The organism is Ensifer sp. KUDG1 (genome assembly GCF_050434285.1).
Classification (GTDB): domain Bacteria; phylum Pseudomonadota; class Alphaproteobacteria; order Rhizobiales; family Rhizobiaceae; genus Ensifer.
On the sequence record NZ_JBNDIG010000012.1, the window covers coordinates 40,159 to 56,303 of the forward strand.

Below are 16,145 nucleotides of genomic sequence, written 5' to 3' on the forward strand. Positions count from 1 at the left end.
CACAAGGTCATGGGGCAATTGGAAGCCCGAAAACGCGAAAGGCGCGGCCTCCTCGGCCGCGCCTTTCGTCAACTCGATCACTATGCCCGTTTACTTGGTAACCAGGCAGCTTCCGCCGGCGCCCTTGTACTTGGAGCAAAGGGCATTGGCCTCGTCCTTCGAACCGGCCGGGATACGGACGCGGTAGTAGGTGCCCTTGCCGGCGATTTCCGCCTTGCGGATGTCGACACCGCGGCCGCCAATGACGCTTCCGAACTTGTTCGACAGGCTGTTGTAGGACTTCTGCGCCTCGGCTTCGGACGGCAGAGAGGCGACCTGGATGAAGTAGCCACCGGCCGGAACCGATGCGGTGGCAACCTGCTGTGCCGGCTGCGTCTCAGCCGGGAGAGCGGCCTGCTCTTGCGCCGGGCGGGCGTTTTCCACCGGCTGTGCGGCCGGGCGGGTCTGCGGCGTCGGAGCCTTTTCGCCACCGGCGGAAGCCGTCGTCGTAACGCTGCGCACCGGAACCTGCTCGATGTTGGCGTTGCCCGTTGCTGCGAGCGCGACCTGGTCGGTGCTGGCGGAAGCCTGACCTGCAGCCGCGACGTCGTTCGAAGGCGTTGCGGGCAGCGGCTGGGTCGTGCCGGCGACATCGGTCGCCGGTGCTGCAACCGGCTCTTCGCGAGCGACCAGCGTTCCATCCGGCTTGACGATCATCGTGCGCACCTTCCTCGGTGCGACGGCCGGCGTCTTGTCTTCTTCTTGGGCCGCGGTCTCGCTATTGCCGCCATCCGGCAGCAGGCGATCGCCGTCCTCTTCGTTCGGCAGAGCCGTCTGCAGGGTTTCGGCCTCGTTGCTGCCTTCGAGCGGCAGGGTTTCCGGCGTCAGCGTCCTCTGGACGACATCCATCGGCTCCTCGGTCGAAGAGACCAAAGCTTCCTGCTGCGGCGCGCCAGCCTGAGCACCGGCAACGCGATCATAAACCGCCTTGTCCTGGTTCGGCACGGTCTTGCCGCCCTTCTCCTCGGGCACGACCTTGACCGGGGCCTTGTCCGCCAGAATGATCTTCGGGCCTTCGGCCGAGTTGACCGCGCCGCTACCGCCCATCCAGGCGTAGACGGCAGCGCCACCAAGGATGATGACGCCGGCAACGCTTGCCGCCAGCAACATCGTGCGCTGCGAGCGACGGCCGGTGCCATATTCGCGGTATTCGCCGGCATCCTGCTGGCCCTGCGCCGCGGAAAGCCGTTCGGCATCGCGGGCGACGGCCGGGCGTTCGACGATCGAGCGGCGGAAGTCTTCTTCCATCGCCTTCTCAAATTCGTCGAAATCGTCAAGCGAGCCCTGACCCAAGGCCGGAGCAGCGGCAACAGCCGGCGCCGGACGGGCCGGTTCTACCTTTTCGACGGCAGCCGGACGGGTTTCCTTCACCGGAGCCGGCGTTCCGAAGAGCTGGGCCATTTCCGCATCGATATCGAGATCGTAGTCGGCCGGATAGGCGACCGGCTTCTCCGTCTCGATGACCGGCAGCTGCGGCACGTCCATGTCCGCGATCGGCGCCACGCCGTTCTCGGCTTCGGAAATCATCGAAGGATCGAAGGGCAGCGTGCTCTCGGGTTGTGCTTCCTGGCGCTCGACCGGCGCGGGGGCGACGTAAGGTTCGACGAACCGCTCCGGCTCGCGCTGCGGAATGGCGGCCTGCACGGCCGGCTTCACCGGTGTTTGCGGTACGACGGCGGCAACGACCGGCTCATCGAAAACAACGTCAGCAAAGTCGAGCTTCAGCGCCTCGTCGGAGAGCTCCATTTCGAAGTTCTCGATGTCGAAGCTCGGCTCGTGCTCCGGCTGCGCAACTGGCTTGGCCGCCTCGGCCACGGGTTCCGCGACCTGGACTGGGGCAGCAGCGACGGCAGTAACCGGCGCAGCAACAGCTGCAACGGGCGTTGCGACCGACGATACCAGCGGGCCGGCAAAGGCACGCTGCTGGCTGGCACCCGAGGCGGATGCGACCGGCGTCGCCCGGCTGAAGGTGGGCGTAAAGGGATAAGGGCTCTTCTTTATCGGAGCGGCAGTGGCAGCCGCTGGCGCGACCACCGGTGCCACGACAGGCTGCGTTTCCGAATGAAGAGCGGGATGCGATTGGACCGCGGCGGCAACCATCGCGGCAACCGGCGGAACCGGGAACCGTTCGATGTCGGCCAAGAGATCGTCGCGAGCGACATCCTGCTCGACGACTGGCTGAGCTGCGATCAGGTCTTCCTGATAGGAAGGCTCAATCTGATAGGAACGCTCAACTTCGCGCTCTTCGGCCACCACATCGAAGCGCGGCTGTTCAAAAGCTGAAAACGCATCTGCAACCGGAGCCGGCTCGACCCAGGCCGAAGCGGCCTCGACGGCCGGCGGCTGCCACGTATCGACGATCTGGTCACGTGGATCGCTTTCCTGCGGCTCGACGTGAGGAGCAACCTCGGCAACATCGTCCGACAGCAGATCGGCTTCGCCAAGCGACAATTCGAGTTCGCGTTCAAGGTCGAACGACGGCTCATCGACGTAGGCCTCAGTGTTGCCGGCTTCGGCAACCTGCGGCGCGACGGAGAAGGCATGAACCTCGGCATAGTCCTCGTCAGCGACGGGGGCTGGCGCCGCCTCGACGCGTTCGGGCTGGAGGAACACCGGCTCTTCAAGCTCGGCAACGGGCTCCGCCACCGGCTCTTCGTGCACGACGACGTGTTCTGCTACCGGCTCGAACCGAGGCTCATCTTGTTCGGCTACAGCCTCGAACCGCGGTTCTTCGATCGGAGCCGGCTGGACTGCAGCCGGCTGCGGCACGGACCGCGGCGCGTCGTAGCTGTCGAACGCGCGAAGCAGTTCGTCTTCGAGATCGAAGGCGGGGTCTTGGCGCACCGCCTCCTGGTGTCGCTGCAGTTCCTGCAACTGTTGGACGGCCGGCCGGGCATCGTAACCGACGATCCGGGCGAGTTCGGCCAACGGATCATCGTCTGCCAATACATCGAATTCAGCCGGCCCGCTTCGTGCGAATTGTTTGTCTGCCATGCTCTCCACTCACAATTGCCTGTATCGCTGTGCCAGTGCATTGTGGGAAAATGGTGACAATACTTATCGCATTTCCTCCGGTGCGGAGGTGCCTGTAATAGACAGGCCGGATTTCAATACCGAAGCGACAGCATGCACCAGCCCGAGTCTGGCAGTACTTAATTCTCTATTTTTATCGTTAACAAAACGTAATTCTGGATTCTCTTTACCTTTGTTCCAATGACCGTGGAAGGCGGCGGCAAGATCATACAGGTAAAACGCGATGCGATGCGGCTCCTGAGCCTGCGCCGCAGCCTCGATGACTCGCGGATATTCTGCGAGCTTCGCGACAAGCTGCAGCTCCGCCGGATCCGAGATCTGGCCCAGAACGGCACTGGCGAGATCGACCGATTCGAGGTTCAGGTCCGGGAATGCTTCCGCAGCCTGGCGGAAGACCGAGCGGCAGCGCGCATGCGCATACTGCACGTAGAAGACCGGGTTATCCTTCGACTGTTCTGTTACTTTAGCAAAGTCGAAGTCGAGCGGTTCCGAGTTCTTCCGGTAGATCATCATGAAACGAACCGGATCGCGGCCGACTTCATCGACGACGTCGCGCAGCGTGACGAAGTCGCCGGAGCGCTTCGACATCTTCACCGGCTCGCCGTCGCGGAAGAGCTTGACCAGTTGGCACAACAGAACCGTGAGCTTCGACGAACCGCCGGAAACAGCCCGCGCCAGCGCTTCCAGGCGCTTGACGTAGCCGCCATGGTCGGCGCCGAGCACATAGATCATCTCGTCGAAGCCGCGGTCGAACTTGTCCTTGAAATAGGCAACGTCGGCGGCGAAGTAAGTATAGCTGCCGTCCGACTTGATCAGCGGCCGGTCGATATCGTCACCAACCTCGGTCGAGCGGAACAGCGTCTGCTCGCGATCTTCCCAGTCTTCCGGCAACTGCCCCTTCGGCGGCGGCAGCGTGCCCTTGTAGACGTGACCCTTGAAGGTCAGGTCGTTGATCGCGGTGCGGATGGCGGCAGCACCGTTCGCGTGCAGCGTGCGCTCGGAGAAGAAGACGTCGTGATTGACGTTCAGCGCCGCGAGATCCTCGCGGATCATCGCCATCATCGCGTCGATCGTCCGGTCCTTGACGAGCGGCATCCACTTGTCTTCGGGCATCAGTCGAAGGCTGGTGCCGTATTCGTCGGCGAGCGCCTCGCCGACCGGCACGAGATAATCGCCCGGATAAAGGCCGGGCGGGATCTCGCCGATCTCTTCACCAAGAGCCTGGCGATAACGCAGGAATGCCGACCGCGCGAGAACGTCGATCTGCGACCCCGCATCGTTGATGTAGTATTCCTTGGTGACCTCATAGCCGGAGAAGGCCAGAAGGTTGGCCAGCGCGTCGCCGACAACGGCGCCACGGCAATGGCCGACATGCATCGGGCCGGTCGGGTTGGCCGATACGTATTCGACGTTGACCTTGCGGCCACCACCGAGTGCGCTGCGGCCGTAGTCGACGCCCGCACGCGCCATGTCCGACAGCAGCTTCTGCCAGTAGGAAACCGAAAGGCGGACGTTGATGAAGCCCGGACCGGCAACGGAAACGTCGGTGACTTCCGGGTCCTGCTTGAGCTTCTCGACGATGAGTTCGGCAAGCGCGCGCGGGTTCATGCCGAGCGGCTTTGCCAGCACCATCGCAGCATTGGTCGCAACATCACCATGGCTCGGATCGCGCGGCGGCTCGACGTTGACACGGCCGAAGTCAAGCTCGGATCGCTTTTCTCGAACGCTTTCAAGCGTTTCGAGAATGTCCTTAATTCTTGATTCGAAGTCCGTGAAGAGATTCATCTGATCCGTCCGCTTTTCCCGGCCACGAGTGACCGGCGCAAAACTCAAAAAGGAGGCTCGGTTCGGCCGAACCGTAAGCCTCCGGGCGGGGCGTCCCTAGCGCAAATCGGGCGTATGGTCAAACAAGCGCTTGTGCACGCTGATCGCAAAAGTGTCAGTCATGCCGGCGAGGTAGTCGCCGACGTGCCGCGCCCGCGCCGGCTCCGCCATGCCGGCAATCTGGTCGATCCAATAGTGCTCCCGCATCAGCTGCGGGTCGTCCATGAAGGCATGGTAGAGATCGCAGACGATCGAGGCGGCATTTTCGCGCACGCGCATGACTTCCGGGTGCCGGTAGATCCGGGTCATCAGCAGGCGCTTGATCTGCTTGTCCGTCTCGCCCATCTCCTCGGAGAAGGTCGCCATCACGGTGCCGGCCTGGCGCACATCAGCAGCGCTCTGCGGGCGTATCTCGCCGATGCGCTGTTGCGCGACGCCGATCACGTCCTCGACCATCGCCGTGATCTGCCGGCGCATGATCTCATGCGTGAAGCGGCTGCTTTCAAGACCGGGATAACGGTCGTGAACCTCGCGCATCAGGCGCGCGAGAAACGGCACGTCCTCGAGCATTTCAAAGGTGAGATAGCCGGCCCGCAAGCCGTCGTCGATGTCATGGGTGTTGTAGGCGATATCGTCGGCGATGGCCGCGACCTGCGCCTCGAGGCTCGCAAAGCTCGCCAGTTCCAGATCATGCAGCGCGCAATAATCAAGGATCGGCTGCGGTACCGGCCCACGGGTGCCCTCACCGTCTGCAGTCAGCAACGGCCCATTGTGCTTGACGAGGCCTTCCAGGCTTTCCCAGGTCAGGTTCAGCCCATCGAACTCGGCGTAGCGCCGCTCGAGCTTGGTGACGATGCGCAGCGACTGGGCATTGTGATCGAAGCCGCCATAGGGCTTCAGCATGTCGTGAAGGGCATCCTCGCCCGTATGGCCAAAGGGCGTGTGGCCGAAATCGTGCACGAGAGCGACGCCCTCGGCCAGATCTTCGTCGAGCTTGAGCGCGCGCGCCAGAGCCCGGGCGATCTGCGCCACCTCGATCGTGTGCGTCAGGCGGGTGCGGTAGTGATCGCCGTCGGCGGCAATGAAGACCTGCGTCTTGTGCTTCAGGCGGCGAAACGCCGTGGTGTGCACGATGCGGTCGCGGTCGCGCTGAAAATCGGAGCGCGTCGCGCTCGTCGCTTCGGGAAAGAGCCGGCCGCGTGTCATCCAGGGATTCGACGCGAACGGCGCATGTTCACCATAACCGAAGCCGAGCGCATTTTTGTCGAATGTCATCTTCCACCTAATTCGTCGTCCCATTGACGGGGCATTCAAGCCTTCATACCTATAGTGAAAGCTACGGAAACGCGTGATGCAAGATCGACCGATTCCGCAAGCGGAAGCAACGGCTTGGCCGCCGGTCTTGAATAAAGCCCCGAAACCGGCCAGATCGCGTGCTTGAATATAGGGCAATTCTCTCCGGTTCTTGACCCCGGCAGGAGGCAGATATGACGCATGAAACCGTGACCCTCTCGGATGCTGCAGCGAAGCGGATCGCCACGATCCTGCGTTCCGACAGCCACAACAACGCCATGAGGGTGTCCGTCGAGGGCGGCGGCTGCTCGGGCTTTTCCTACAAGTTCGACCTGGTCGACAGCAGCAATGATGACGACCTGGTCCTGGAAAAGCACGAGGCCAAGGTGCTGATCGACAGCCTGTCGCTTGTCTATATGGGCGGCTCGGAAATCGACTTCGTCGACAACCTGCTCGGCCAGTCGTTTCAGATCAAGAATCCGAATGCGGTTGCAAGCTGCGGATGCGGAACGAGTTTCTCCATCTGACGCCAGCGCCTCACGCCTTCTTAGCCGGCTCCGTTTCAACCACGAACGGAGCCGTTTGCGTCAGAGATAGGGCGATCCCAGCCAGAGAATGCGGTTCGCCAATCGATCGGCGAAGGACTTCTTGCGCAGCCTTTCGAGCGTGACCGGCTCCGCTGAGGCGAGAATGTCGGAGATCGTGCGATTGATCGCCTCGGCGAACCCTTGGTCGAGAACCTCAAGGTCGAACTCGAAATTAAGCCGCAAGGAGCGTGGGTCGAGATTGGTGGACCCGACGTAGGCCCAGCGGTCGTCCACGGTCAAAAGCTTGGAGTGGTTGAAAGCCCCCTTCGCCCGCCACACGCGACAATGGCCCTTCAGCACCTGATCGAACTGCGCAGTCATCGCCCTGTCGACCAGTAGCAGATTGTTGACCGCGGGAACGATGACATCCACCTCGACGCCGCGGCGCGCGGCCGTGACGAGCGCGCTGATGAGCTCGCGGTCCGGCAGGAAATAGGGCGACATCACCCGGATGTTCTTCTGCGCGACCGAAAACGCCCCCATGAGCATCTTGTGATTGGTCTCGTTGGTGGCGTCCGGCCCGGATGGCACGGCTCGCATCAACACCGACGGCGCCTCGGCCGGCAGCGGCGCCTCTTCGATCGCCCAGGCGGGACCCGCCAAAACCTCGCCGCTTGAGAATTGCCAATCTTCGGCCGAGACCTGGAAGATATCGGCGACCACCGGCCCGAGCATGCGGAAATGCGTGTCCTGCGCCGGTGACTGACCGGCGATATCACTGGTGAAGCCCACCCGGATGTTCATGCCGCCGGCAAAGGCAACCTGACCGTCGACCACGAGGATCTTGCGGTGCGTGCGCAGGTTGGCATAGGGCAGCCGTAGCCCCATGATAATGTTGCCGTTGAACACCGCCGTCGGAACGCCTGCCGCCTCCAGGTACCCGACAATGCTCGGCACCGAGTAACGCGCGCCAACGGCGTCGATCAGCACCCGCACCTCGACGCCGCGCGCCACGGCCGCGATCAGAGCGTCGGCAAAGCGCAGGCCGATGACGTCGCGATCGAAGATATAGCTTTCGAGCAGGATCGAGCGCCGCGCGCCAGCGATCGCTTCCAACATCGCGGCATAGGCGGCATCGCCGCCGGCGAGCACCGATATGCGATTGCCCGTGCACATGCGATGGCGCGAAACGCGGTCGCCGAGGATCTTCATCGCCGCAAACCGGTCGCCGAACCGCACCGCTATGTCAGCGTCCGACACGTCGAAGTGGCCGAACTGATCCGGCCCCTGCCCGCGCAACAGCGCGCGCTGCGAGCCGATCGAGGAGCGCCTGATGCGGTTGATGCCGCCAACGGCGTAGATCAGTGCGCCGACGATCGGCGAAAGCAAGACGACACCGACCCAGCCGGCCGCGGCGCGCACGTCGTCCTTCGTCATCGCGGCATGAATGGCCGCGGGGATGCCAAGCGCGAAGGACAGGAGCGCCAGGATATGCGGCCAATAATTCTGCACGAGATCGATCATGGGCGGGACTATAGCCGGCCATCGGGCGGAATCAATTCGGCGCCTGAAGCGTATACCGTATCGACCGCCGCTGCCCCGATAAGAAGCGCCGGCGCGCTTCGCGCGCGCTGTTGAAAACCCGCAGGTAGCGGATTTGTCAAAAGAATCCGGAGCGGCTAGAAATGAGCCCGCCAAGGACTTAACCGACATGGAAGGGCGTTTCGAGCCATGAAGATTGCCACCTGGAACATCAATGGCGTCAAGGCGCGAATCGACAGCCTGTTGGCCTGGCTGAAGGAAAGCGGGCCGGATATCGTCTGCCTGCAGGAAATCAAGTCGGTGGACGACGGCTTTCCGCGCCTCGAGATCGAGGCGCTCGGCTATCATGTCGAAACACACGGCCAGAAGGGCTTCAATGGCGTCGCGCTGCTTTCCAAGCTGCGGCCGGACGAGGTCAACCGGGGCCTGCCTGGGGACGATACGGACGAACAGTCACGGTTCATCGAAGGTGTCTTCTCGGTCGAAGGCGGCGTGATTCGCGTCTGCTCGCTCTACCTTCCGAACGGAAATCCCGTCGACAGCGAGAAGTACCCCTACAAGCTCGCCTGGATGCGCCGGCTTGAGGCCTATGCGAAGCAGCGCCTGTTGCTCGAAGAACCCTTCATCCTTGCCGGCGACTACAACGTCATCCCTGAAGAACACGACTGCTGGGACATCCGGGTCTGGCAGAACGACGCCCTCTTCCTGCCGGAAACGCGCGCGGCATTTCGCCGGCTGCGCAATCTCGGCTTCACCGACGCGGTGCGCGCGACGTCGGACGCTGTGCCGCTCTATACGTTCTGGGATTATCAGGCCGGCTGCTGGCCGAAGAATTTCGGCATACGCATCGACCATCTGATGCTGTCGCCGGAGGCAACCGACCGCCTGGTCTCGACATCCATCGACAAACATGTCCGCGCCTGGGAGAAGCCCTCGGACCACGTGCCCGTCATCGGGACGTTTTCGTTCGCGTCCGCTTCGGCCTAAGGCGCGTTGTTCCAGATCTTACTATGCGGAGAATGATCCCTGGGCCGGGCCGGTTTGGGGATCGTCCGACGAAACAATCAGTCGTCGTCGCCCTGCATATGCAGGTTCTGCGACAGTGCGATGGCCGTGCGCCGATCGTCCTCGCTGGCAAGCGAGAAGGCCTGCTCCTGCATCGACTGCATCCAGGGCCGATCCTTCGGCGAACACTGATCGAGCGCTGCGGTCATGAACGCAAGACCACGAACGGTCTGGCCTTCCTGGAAAATCACGTTGCCAAAGACACCCATGGCGCCGGCGTGACCGCTCTTGCGCGCACGGTTGAGCCACTTCTTGGCCTGCTGAACATTCACGCTACCGCCCTCGCCTGACAAGAGCATGCGCGCGAGCTGGAACTGCGCCTCGGCGACGCCGAAGGTCGATGCCGCCTGGAAATAGAGCTGGCGCGCCTGGGACATGTCGGACTTGATCGGGCTGTCGGGAATACCACGGCGATAATAGCCGGCAAGGGAGATCAACGCGTTGACGAAGTAACCGGTGTCTTCCGAGCCCGGCTCTACGCCCTGCTGGGCGATTTCGCTGTAGATCTTGAAGGCTTCGAGGTCGTTCTCGGCGACACCGTCGCCATAGGCGTACATGTTGGCGAGAGCCCAGCGGGAGCCGGTGTGGCCCTTCTCGGCCGCGTATTTGTAAGCTTCTACGGCCTCGTCCTTGCGGCCATTCTTGTAGGCGGAAAACCCGAACTTGAAGAGGGCGAAAGGACCCGATTCCTTGGTGACGCCCGCACCGGGATCAAAAGCGTAGGCCGGCATGGCGAGGGTCCCACAGACCGCCAGCGACACGCCGAGTATCGCAACCTTTAGTGACTTTAGTTCACCCGCAAGCATCACAGTCTAATTCTTCCGTTCCAGCCGGCCACGCCGAACCCATCACCGCTGCAAACACACAAGCCCGGACGACCCACCGCCGCGAACTTCACCAACTTCGCCGACAAAGCCGACGCAACCTTTCCACAATGAAACTTCGACATAGTTCCCGAAGCTGTCATTTTAATGGACCACTTGCACTGGCGTGCCGCAGGCCACATCTGTCATGACGGTCGTCGATCCAAGTTTCATTTCGCCCCAAACGCTGCAGGTACAACACTCACATTGCAGGCTTGTTCCTATATCGCTGCTCCCTGTTTGTGGCGGGAAATGGACATAGCCGGAACGAGTCTGATCCTAGCAAACTCTAGCATTAAAAGTGTTGCTGAATCGTCACATTGCGGGACAGTGCGGACGCGTGGTTAAGGGGCTCCACACAAAAGAAAGGCCCGGTAAAAACCGGGCCTTGCAGGATCAGATGACGAAGGATCAGAACTTCACTTTGATCGAAGTCGAGACGGCGGCGAAGAAATCGTCGTCGAAATCATACTTCACGTCGGTCCCTACCTGCTCACCGTTGAAGGTTTGCGGACCTGAACTGCCGCCCGTCAGGATGCCGACTGCGCCTGCAAGTCGAAACTCGAGGTTCTCTGAAGCGGCGTAGGAAAGACCGGTACCGAAGGTCCAGGTGTCAGTCTGCGTGCCGAAGCCGTGGCTAGTGCCTCGGTCCCAAGTGATGCTGGCCGCACCGCTGAGCTTGTCGGTAAATTTATGGCCGACCCCGCCCGAGATCGTCCAGCCGTCGCGGTACAGCAGGTTGAGGCTGGTGCAGGGCGTGCGCGGATCGCGAACAGCCGGGCAGAAATTCAGGACTTGGAGTTGGCTCCAATCGGTCCACTTGACCGAGCCGAACGCCACCCAGTCCGGCGCAATGCCGGACTGTATCTTGAACTCGAGAGAGTCTGGCATGGAAGCATTGCCGAATACGTCATACTTCGTGCCAACAACCGGACGCGGCGGCGAGCCGGGTATAACCGCAAGCGCTACATTGCGCAGATCGATCGAACCCGACAGGTCATCGAGGTCGACGGCGCTGTTATAGACCAAGCTGGCGCGCACAGCATATTCCGGGATTTCATAGCCGACGCCCGCGCGCCATCCCCAACCGGTGCCCTCAAGATCCAGACGCCCAACACCGCTCAATCCAGCCGCGGGGATCGCCGGCGAAACCAGACGCTCCTTGAAGCCGCCGACTTCCTGATAGAAGACACCACCAATGACGCGGAACTGCCCCGGCCCCACTGCCCATTTATAGGAGCAGGTCGCCGCGTAGTTGTCGCTTTCGACCTTGGTTTCGCTGTTGTCGTTGGCGCCAGCCCAGTTCACACCGGGCTTAGAATGTGCGCCCCAGGGCTGCGAATAGTCAGCCATACAGTCAAAGCCTTCACCGATCGCAGCCTTGATGCCAACGCGCGGCACCCAATAGCTCTCGGTATCGCGAACGCCATCGGTCGGACCACCGGGTCTGCCGTTAGCCGGATTGATATCCTGAACGTTGTTCAATTCGCGTTGCGGATTAACATAGGTCGCCGACGCTTCGGCGGCGTAATCTGACGGGTCGAACAGCAGATCGATGTTGTAACCACCGCGCTCAAGACCGCCCGCGTGCGCTGCCGACGCGAACAGCAAACCCGCTGCTACCGACAGAACACCCCGCTTGAAATTCATGTGAGCCATCCAGCTCCTCCCCCTGCACTGCAAACTGCGACATTCCACCTCATGTCGTGTGGGCCGAAGTATTCTCACGATCCCGTGAAATCGCAAATGCGAGATCTAGCAGGTAGCACGCTCGATCGGTCACAGAATTTACGTAAGATTCTCATGATTTAGCCACAATGGCGCCAGATCGGAACCATTTTTCTAAAATCATGGATGAAATCCACTAAATTAGAATGGATTTCCAAACCATCGAAAACCTGTGTCACCAGAACAACATTATCGCTTTTTGCGGTAGAACGACGAAAAACTCCGTTGAAGTTCCGTTCAAACACCACGCGCGCTTAATCGCTCGCCCAGCGGATTCAATTGATCGAATCAATGCCAAATCTCGATAGGCGGAAGTTTATCTTGTATTTCTAAAATAAAAATCCGCGGCATTTCTGCCGCGGATTTCGATTCTTGACCGTCGCGCATTCCCTTGAACGCCCGCGTCGTTCCCGGCGAATTTCTCGCCTCAGCCGGCCTCGGCGACGCGCGTCAGCGCAACGCTCAGCGATTCCTTCTGGAGATCGAGTTCGACGAGACGCTCACGTTCCGCTTCGACCAGCTCCGGCTTGGCGTTGGCGACAAACTTCTCGTTTGCCAGCTTGCCGAGGATACGCTCGCGCTCGGCTTCCACCTTGGCGATCGCCTTCTCAAGCCGCGCTTTCTCGGCCGAGAGGTCAATCAGGTTTCCGAGCGGCAGGCAGGCCGTTGCCTCGCCAACGACGATCTGGGCGCTGCCGCGCGGGGCGACAGTGGCGTGATCGATATGCTCGACACGCGCCAGGCGCCCGATCGCCTGGGCATGCTGCTGCAGCCGCTCGCGCGTCAGGTTGTTGGCGCCGACCACGATTAAGGGCGCCGTTGCCGCCGGCGGAACGTTCATCTCCGAACGGACCGAACGAATGCCGGAGACCAGATCGATCAGCCAGTTGATCTCGTCGGCCGCCGTGTCATCGGCATAGGACGGCGCCGGCCATTCGGCGTGGCACAGCAACGTCGAGCGCTCCTGCCCCTCACCCGCCGTCTGCGCCCAGAGCTCTTCCGTCATGAACGGCATGAACGGGTGCAGCAGCTTGTAGATCTCGTCGAGAACATAGGCGACGCAAGCCTGCGACTCGCGTTTTGCCGCTTCGTCCTCGCCACCGAAGATCGGCTTCAGCAGTTCGAGATACCAGTCGCAGAACTGGTTCCAGACGAACCGGTAGAGGCTGCCGGCCGCGTCGTTGAAGCGATAGGCATCGAGCGCCTCGGTAACGTCCCGGATGGTGCGCGACAGTTCCGTCAGGATCCAGCGGTTGACGGTGAGCGACGAGGCTTCGGGAATGAAGCCATCGCTGCTGGTAACGCCATTCATCTGGGCAAAGCGCGTCGCGTTCCATAGCTTGGTGCCGAAGTTGCGATAGCCGGCGATACGGGCCGGGTCGAGTTTCACGTCGCGTCCCTGGGCGGCCATGATCGCCAGCGTGAAGCGCAGGGCGTCGGCGCCGTATTCGTCGATCAGTTCTAGCGGATCGATGACGTTGCCCTTCGACTTCGACATCTTCTGGCCGTTCTTGTCGCGAACGAGCGCATGGACATAGACCGTATGGAACGGCTCGACCGGGGTACCGTCGGCATCCTTCATGAAATGCAGGCCCATCATCATCATCCGGGCGACCCAGAAGAAGATGATGTCGAAACCGGTGACCAGCACGTCGGTCTGGTAATACTTCTCCAGTTCCGGCGTCTCGTTCGGCCAGCCGAGCGTGGAGAACGGCCAGAGCGCCGAGGAGAACCAGGTGTCGAGAACGTCTTCGTCGCGCGTCAGGATTTCGCCCGGCTTGAAGTTCTCGAGCAAGTCCTCGACATAGGCCTTCATCGGGCCTTCATGCGCCAGATAGTGCTGGATCGCCGCGTGCAGCGCCTCTTCCTCAGTCTTTTCGACAAAGACCTGGCCGTCCGGACCGTACCAAGCCGGAATCTGATGCCCCCACCAGAGCTGGCGCGAAACGCACCAGGGCTGGATGTTTTCCATCCACTCGTAGTAGGTCTTCTCCCAGTTCTTGGGAACGAAGTTGGTCCGGCCTTCCTTGACCGCGGCGATCGCCGGCTTCGCCAGCGTCTTCGCGTCGACGTACCATTGTTCCGTCAGGCGCGGCTCTATCGGCACGCCGCCGCGATCGCCATGGGGAACCATGTGCTTGTGCGGCTCGATCTTGTCGAGCAGGCCCGCCTCTTCGAAGATGCGGACGATGATCTTGCGCGCTTCGAAGCGGTCCTTGCCTTCGAGTTCGTCCCAGGCGCCATGCAGGGCAGCCGGATCGTTAAGCCCTTCGAGGAAATCCTCGTTGTCCTTGATGGTGATGCGCCCTTCGATCGTCATGATGCTGATCGCGCGCAGACCGGCGCGCTTGCCGACGTCAAAGTCGTTGAAATCATGCGCAGGTGTGATCTTCACCGCGCCGGTGCCGGCGGTCGGGTCCGCGTAGTCGTCGGCAACGACCGGAATGCGGCGACCGACGATCGGCAGGATGACGTGCTTGCCGATCAGCGGCTTGTAGCGCTCATCCTCGGGATTGACGGCAATGCCGCTGTCTCCGAGCATGGTTTCGGGCCGGGTGGTGGCAACGACGAGATAATCGCGCTTTTCCCACTCGGTCGCCTTGCCGTCTTCATCGAAGGCAACCGGATAGTCGAAGGTGACGCCGGGCTCGAGCGGATAACGCAGGTGCCAGAGGTTGCCGTTGATCTCGTGCTGCTCGACTTCCAGATCCGATATCGCGGTCAGAAGCTTCGGGTCCCAGTTGACCAGGCGCTTGTCCTTGTAGATCAGGCCTTCCTTGTAGAGCGAAACGAAGACCTCAAGAACGGCCTCGGACAGCCCTTCGTCCATGGTGAAGCGTTCGCGCGACCAGTCACACGACGCGCCGAGCCGCTTCAACTGGTTGAAGATGAGCCCGCCCGATTCGGCTTTCCATTCCCAGACCTTCTCGATGAAGGCTTCGCGGCCCATCTGCCGGCGATGCTGCTGGCTCTCCATCAGCTTGCGCTCGACGACCATCTGGGTCGCGATGCCGGCATGGTCCATGCCCGGCTGCCACAACACGTCCTTGCCGCGCATGCGTTCAAAGCGAACCAGCACGTCCTGCAGCGTGTTGTTGAGCGCGTGGCCCATGTGCAGCGAACCCGTCACGTTCGGCGGCGGGATCACGATGCAGAAACTGTCGGCGCCGGGCTTGGCACCCGCCCCTGCACGAAACGCGTTTTCTTCGTCCCACTTCTTGGCGATACGCGGGTCGACGGATGCGGAATCGTAGGTCTTATCAAGCATTTTGGAGCCAATTTACGAGATTGATGTCAGCGTCTTGTAAACAAGAACGGCCGGTGCAAGTCAACATGAACGCAAAAAGCCGCGACGATCGCGCGGCTTCCTTGATGTTCGGCTTCGGCTTTTAGCGCCGAGGGCCGCGTGCAACCCGCTCGATCTCCTCGCGAACGAGCCGCTCGACAAGCGTCGGAAGATTGTCGTCGAGCCATTCCTGCAGCATCGGCCGCAGCATCGCCTCGGCAATTTCATCAAAGGAACGTCGCGACCCCTGATCCACTGCGTGGGCAAGGTCGCCGAAGGACTGAGCGACCTTGCGGCCGACCTCCGGGGAGACGATCGCCGCAAGTGCCGTCTCCGGCGCGGGCGCATCCAGCGCGACGGCTGCCACGGGCGGAATCGCGCTTAAAACTTCCGGTAGTTCGACTGGCAGGGGCGGGGCGACCTCCGGCTCGGCCGGCGCCTCAACCTCGGCAACCGGCTCGATCACCGGCGCTTTCGGGGCAGAAACCGCGGCCATGCGCGAGGTGACGACAGGGCTGTCTTGAATGGCGACGACCTGCGGCGCAGGCTGAACCTCCCGTGCGGGAAAACCCGTGGCATGACGCTCGGAGGCGGCCCGAACTCGCGCCGCGACATCGGCCAGCGAAAGCGGCGGCTGTGCTGCCGACGACGGCTCCGTCTGTACCGCCGGGCTGTCCACGGCCGGCGCGACGGAGGCCGACTTGGGGGGCTCGTCCCGCTCATCGCGTCGGCCAAAGGCGATCGTCTCGATCTCGCTGTCGATGGTCAGCTCGATCTCGTCGCTGGCCTCGTCCTCGAACTGCTCCTGCGGCGCGAATCCGGCCTGGCCGGGTTCGTTGCTCTCAATGATCTTGCGAATGGATGCCAGGATTTCATCCATCGACGGTTCACGCGCGACATTGAGCTGTGCCATTTCCATCCTCGTTTGACGCGGCAGACATGTGT

Annotated in this window: 10 protein-coding genes; 2 read left to right on the forward strand and 8 right to left on the reverse strand. The window is 61.9% G+C overall.

Annotated features, from left to right (window positions below; translation table 11 throughout):
- Positions 1-90: 90 nt before the first annotated feature.
- The 3 genes from M2267_RS25535 to M2267_RS25545 all read right to left on the reverse strand — a co-directional run bounded on the left by M2267_RS25535 (position 91) and on the right by M2267_RS25545 (position 6,171).
- On the reverse strand, positions 91-3,033 hold the full coding sequence (locus M2267_RS25535; protein WP_429118389.1) for an SPOR domain-containing protein: 2,943 nt from the start codon (positions 3,031-3,033) through the stop codon (positions 91-93).
- Positions 3,034-3,096: 63 nt separating this feature from the next.
- A complete protein-coding gene (gene argS, locus M2267_RS25540) occupies positions 3,097-4,857 on the reverse strand; it encodes an arginine--tRNA ligase (protein ID WP_429118391.1) in 1,761 nt (586 codons plus the stop codon).
- A gap of 96 nt (positions 4,858-4,953) precedes the next feature.
- A complete protein-coding gene (locus M2267_RS25545; protein WP_429118393.1) occupies positions 4,954-6,171 on the reverse strand; it encodes a deoxyguanosinetriphosphate triphosphohydrolase in 1,218 nt (405 codons plus the stop codon).
- A gap of 212 nt (positions 6,172-6,383) precedes the next feature.
- Between M2267_RS25545 and erpA the strand changes: the two genes are divergently transcribed.
- The gene (gene erpA / locus M2267_RS25550) at positions 6,384-6,716 is read left to right on the forward strand and encodes an iron-sulfur cluster insertion protein ErpA (protein ID WP_043611569.1); all 333 of its coding nucleotides are present in this window, start codon (positions 6,384-6,386) and stop codon (positions 6,714-6,716) included.
- 60 nt (positions 6,717-6,776) lie between these two features.
- Here the strand turns inward: erpA and M2267_RS25555 are convergent, their stop codons facing one another.
- Positions 6,777-8,240 carry a phospholipase D-like domain-containing protein gene (locus tag M2267_RS25555; RefSeq protein WP_429118396.1) on the reverse strand — a complete coding sequence of 488 codons (1,464 nt, stop codon included), beginning with the start codon at positions 8,238-8,240 and terminating at the stop codon, positions 6,777-6,779.
- Between the two features lie 207 nt (positions 8,241-8,447).
- Here M2267_RS25555 and xth point away from each other — a divergent pair, with 207 nt between their 5' ends.
- Positions 8,448-9,245, forward strand: coding sequence for an exodeoxyribonuclease III (gene xth, locus M2267_RS25560; protein ID WP_043611564.1), 798 nt, complete (start codon positions 8,448-8,450; stop codon positions 9,243-9,245).
- Between the two features lie 77 nt (positions 9,246-9,322).
- On the opposite strand, the gene exoR is transcribed toward xth, so the two are convergent.
- The 4 genes from exoR to M2267_RS25580 all read right to left on the reverse strand — a co-directional run bounded on the left by exoR (position 9,323) and on the right by M2267_RS25580 (position 16,113).
- The gene (gene exoR / locus M2267_RS25565) at positions 9,323-10,129 is read right to left on the reverse strand and encodes an exopolysaccharide production regulator ExoR (RefSeq protein ID WP_043611562.1); all 807 of its coding nucleotides are present in this window, start codon (positions 10,127-10,129) and stop codon (positions 9,323-9,325) included.
- 468 nt (positions 10,130-10,597) lie between these two features.
- Entirely contained in the window at positions 10,598-11,845 is a 1,248-nt protein-coding gene (locus M2267_RS25570; protein ID WP_429118400.1) for an OmpP1/FadL family transporter, read from the reverse strand.
- A 496-nt stretch (positions 11,846-12,341) separates the two neighbouring features.
- Complete coding sequence (locus M2267_RS25575; RefSeq protein ID WP_429118402.1) at positions 12,342-15,182, reverse strand: valine--tRNA ligase; 2,841 nt, start codon at positions 15,180-15,182, stop codon at positions 12,342-12,344.
- A gap of 121 nt (positions 15,183-15,303) precedes the next feature.
- Complete coding sequence (locus M2267_RS25580) at positions 15,304-16,113, reverse strand: DUF2497 domain-containing protein (RefSeq protein ID WP_429118404.1); 810 nt, start codon at positions 16,111-16,113, stop codon at positions 15,304-15,306.
- Positions 16,114-16,145 lie beyond the last annotated feature (32 nt).

What these genes read in the sequence shown, in the direction of transcription:
- M2267_RS25555 (WP_429118396.1), bottom strand. Translation starts at nt 8,240, where the DNA reads ATGATCGATCTCGTGCAGAATTATTGGCCGCATATCCTGGCGCTCCTG.
- argS (WP_429118391.1), bottom strand. Translation starts at nt 4,857, where the DNA reads ATGAATCTCTTCACGGACTTCGAATCAAGAATTAAGGACATTCTCGAA.
- exoR (WP_043611562.1), bottom strand. Translation starts at nt 10,129, where the DNA reads ATGCTTGCGGGTGAACTAAAGTCACTAAAGGTTGCGATACTCGGCGTG.
- xth (WP_043611564.1), top strand. Translation starts at nt 8,448, where the DNA reads ATGAAGATTGCCACCTGGAACATCAATGGCGTCAAGGCGCGAATCGAC.
- M2267_RS25545 (WP_429118393.1), bottom strand. Translation starts at nt 6,171, where the DNA reads ATGACATTCGACAAAAATGCGCTCGGCTTCGGTTATGGTGAACATGCG.
- erpA (WP_043611569.1), top strand. Translation starts at nt 6,384, where the DNA reads ATGACGCATGAAACCGTGACCCTCTCGGATGCTGCAGCGAAGCGGATC.
- M2267_RS25580 (WP_429118404.1), bottom strand. Translation starts at nt 16,113, where the DNA reads ATGGCACAGCTCAATGTCGCGCGTGAACCGTCGATGGATGAAATCCTG.
- M2267_RS25570 (WP_429118400.1), bottom strand. Translation starts at nt 11,845, where the DNA reads ATGGCTCACATGAATTTCAAGCGGGGTGTTCTGTCGGTAGCAGCGGGT.
- M2267_RS25535 (WP_429118389.1), bottom strand. Translation starts at nt 3,033, where the DNA reads ATGGCAGACAAACAATTCGCACGAAGCGGGCCGGCTGAATTCGATGTA.
- M2267_RS25575 (WP_429118402.1), bottom strand. Translation starts at nt 15,182, where the DNA reads ATGCTTGATAAGACCTACGATTCCGCATCCGTCGACCCGCGTATCGCC.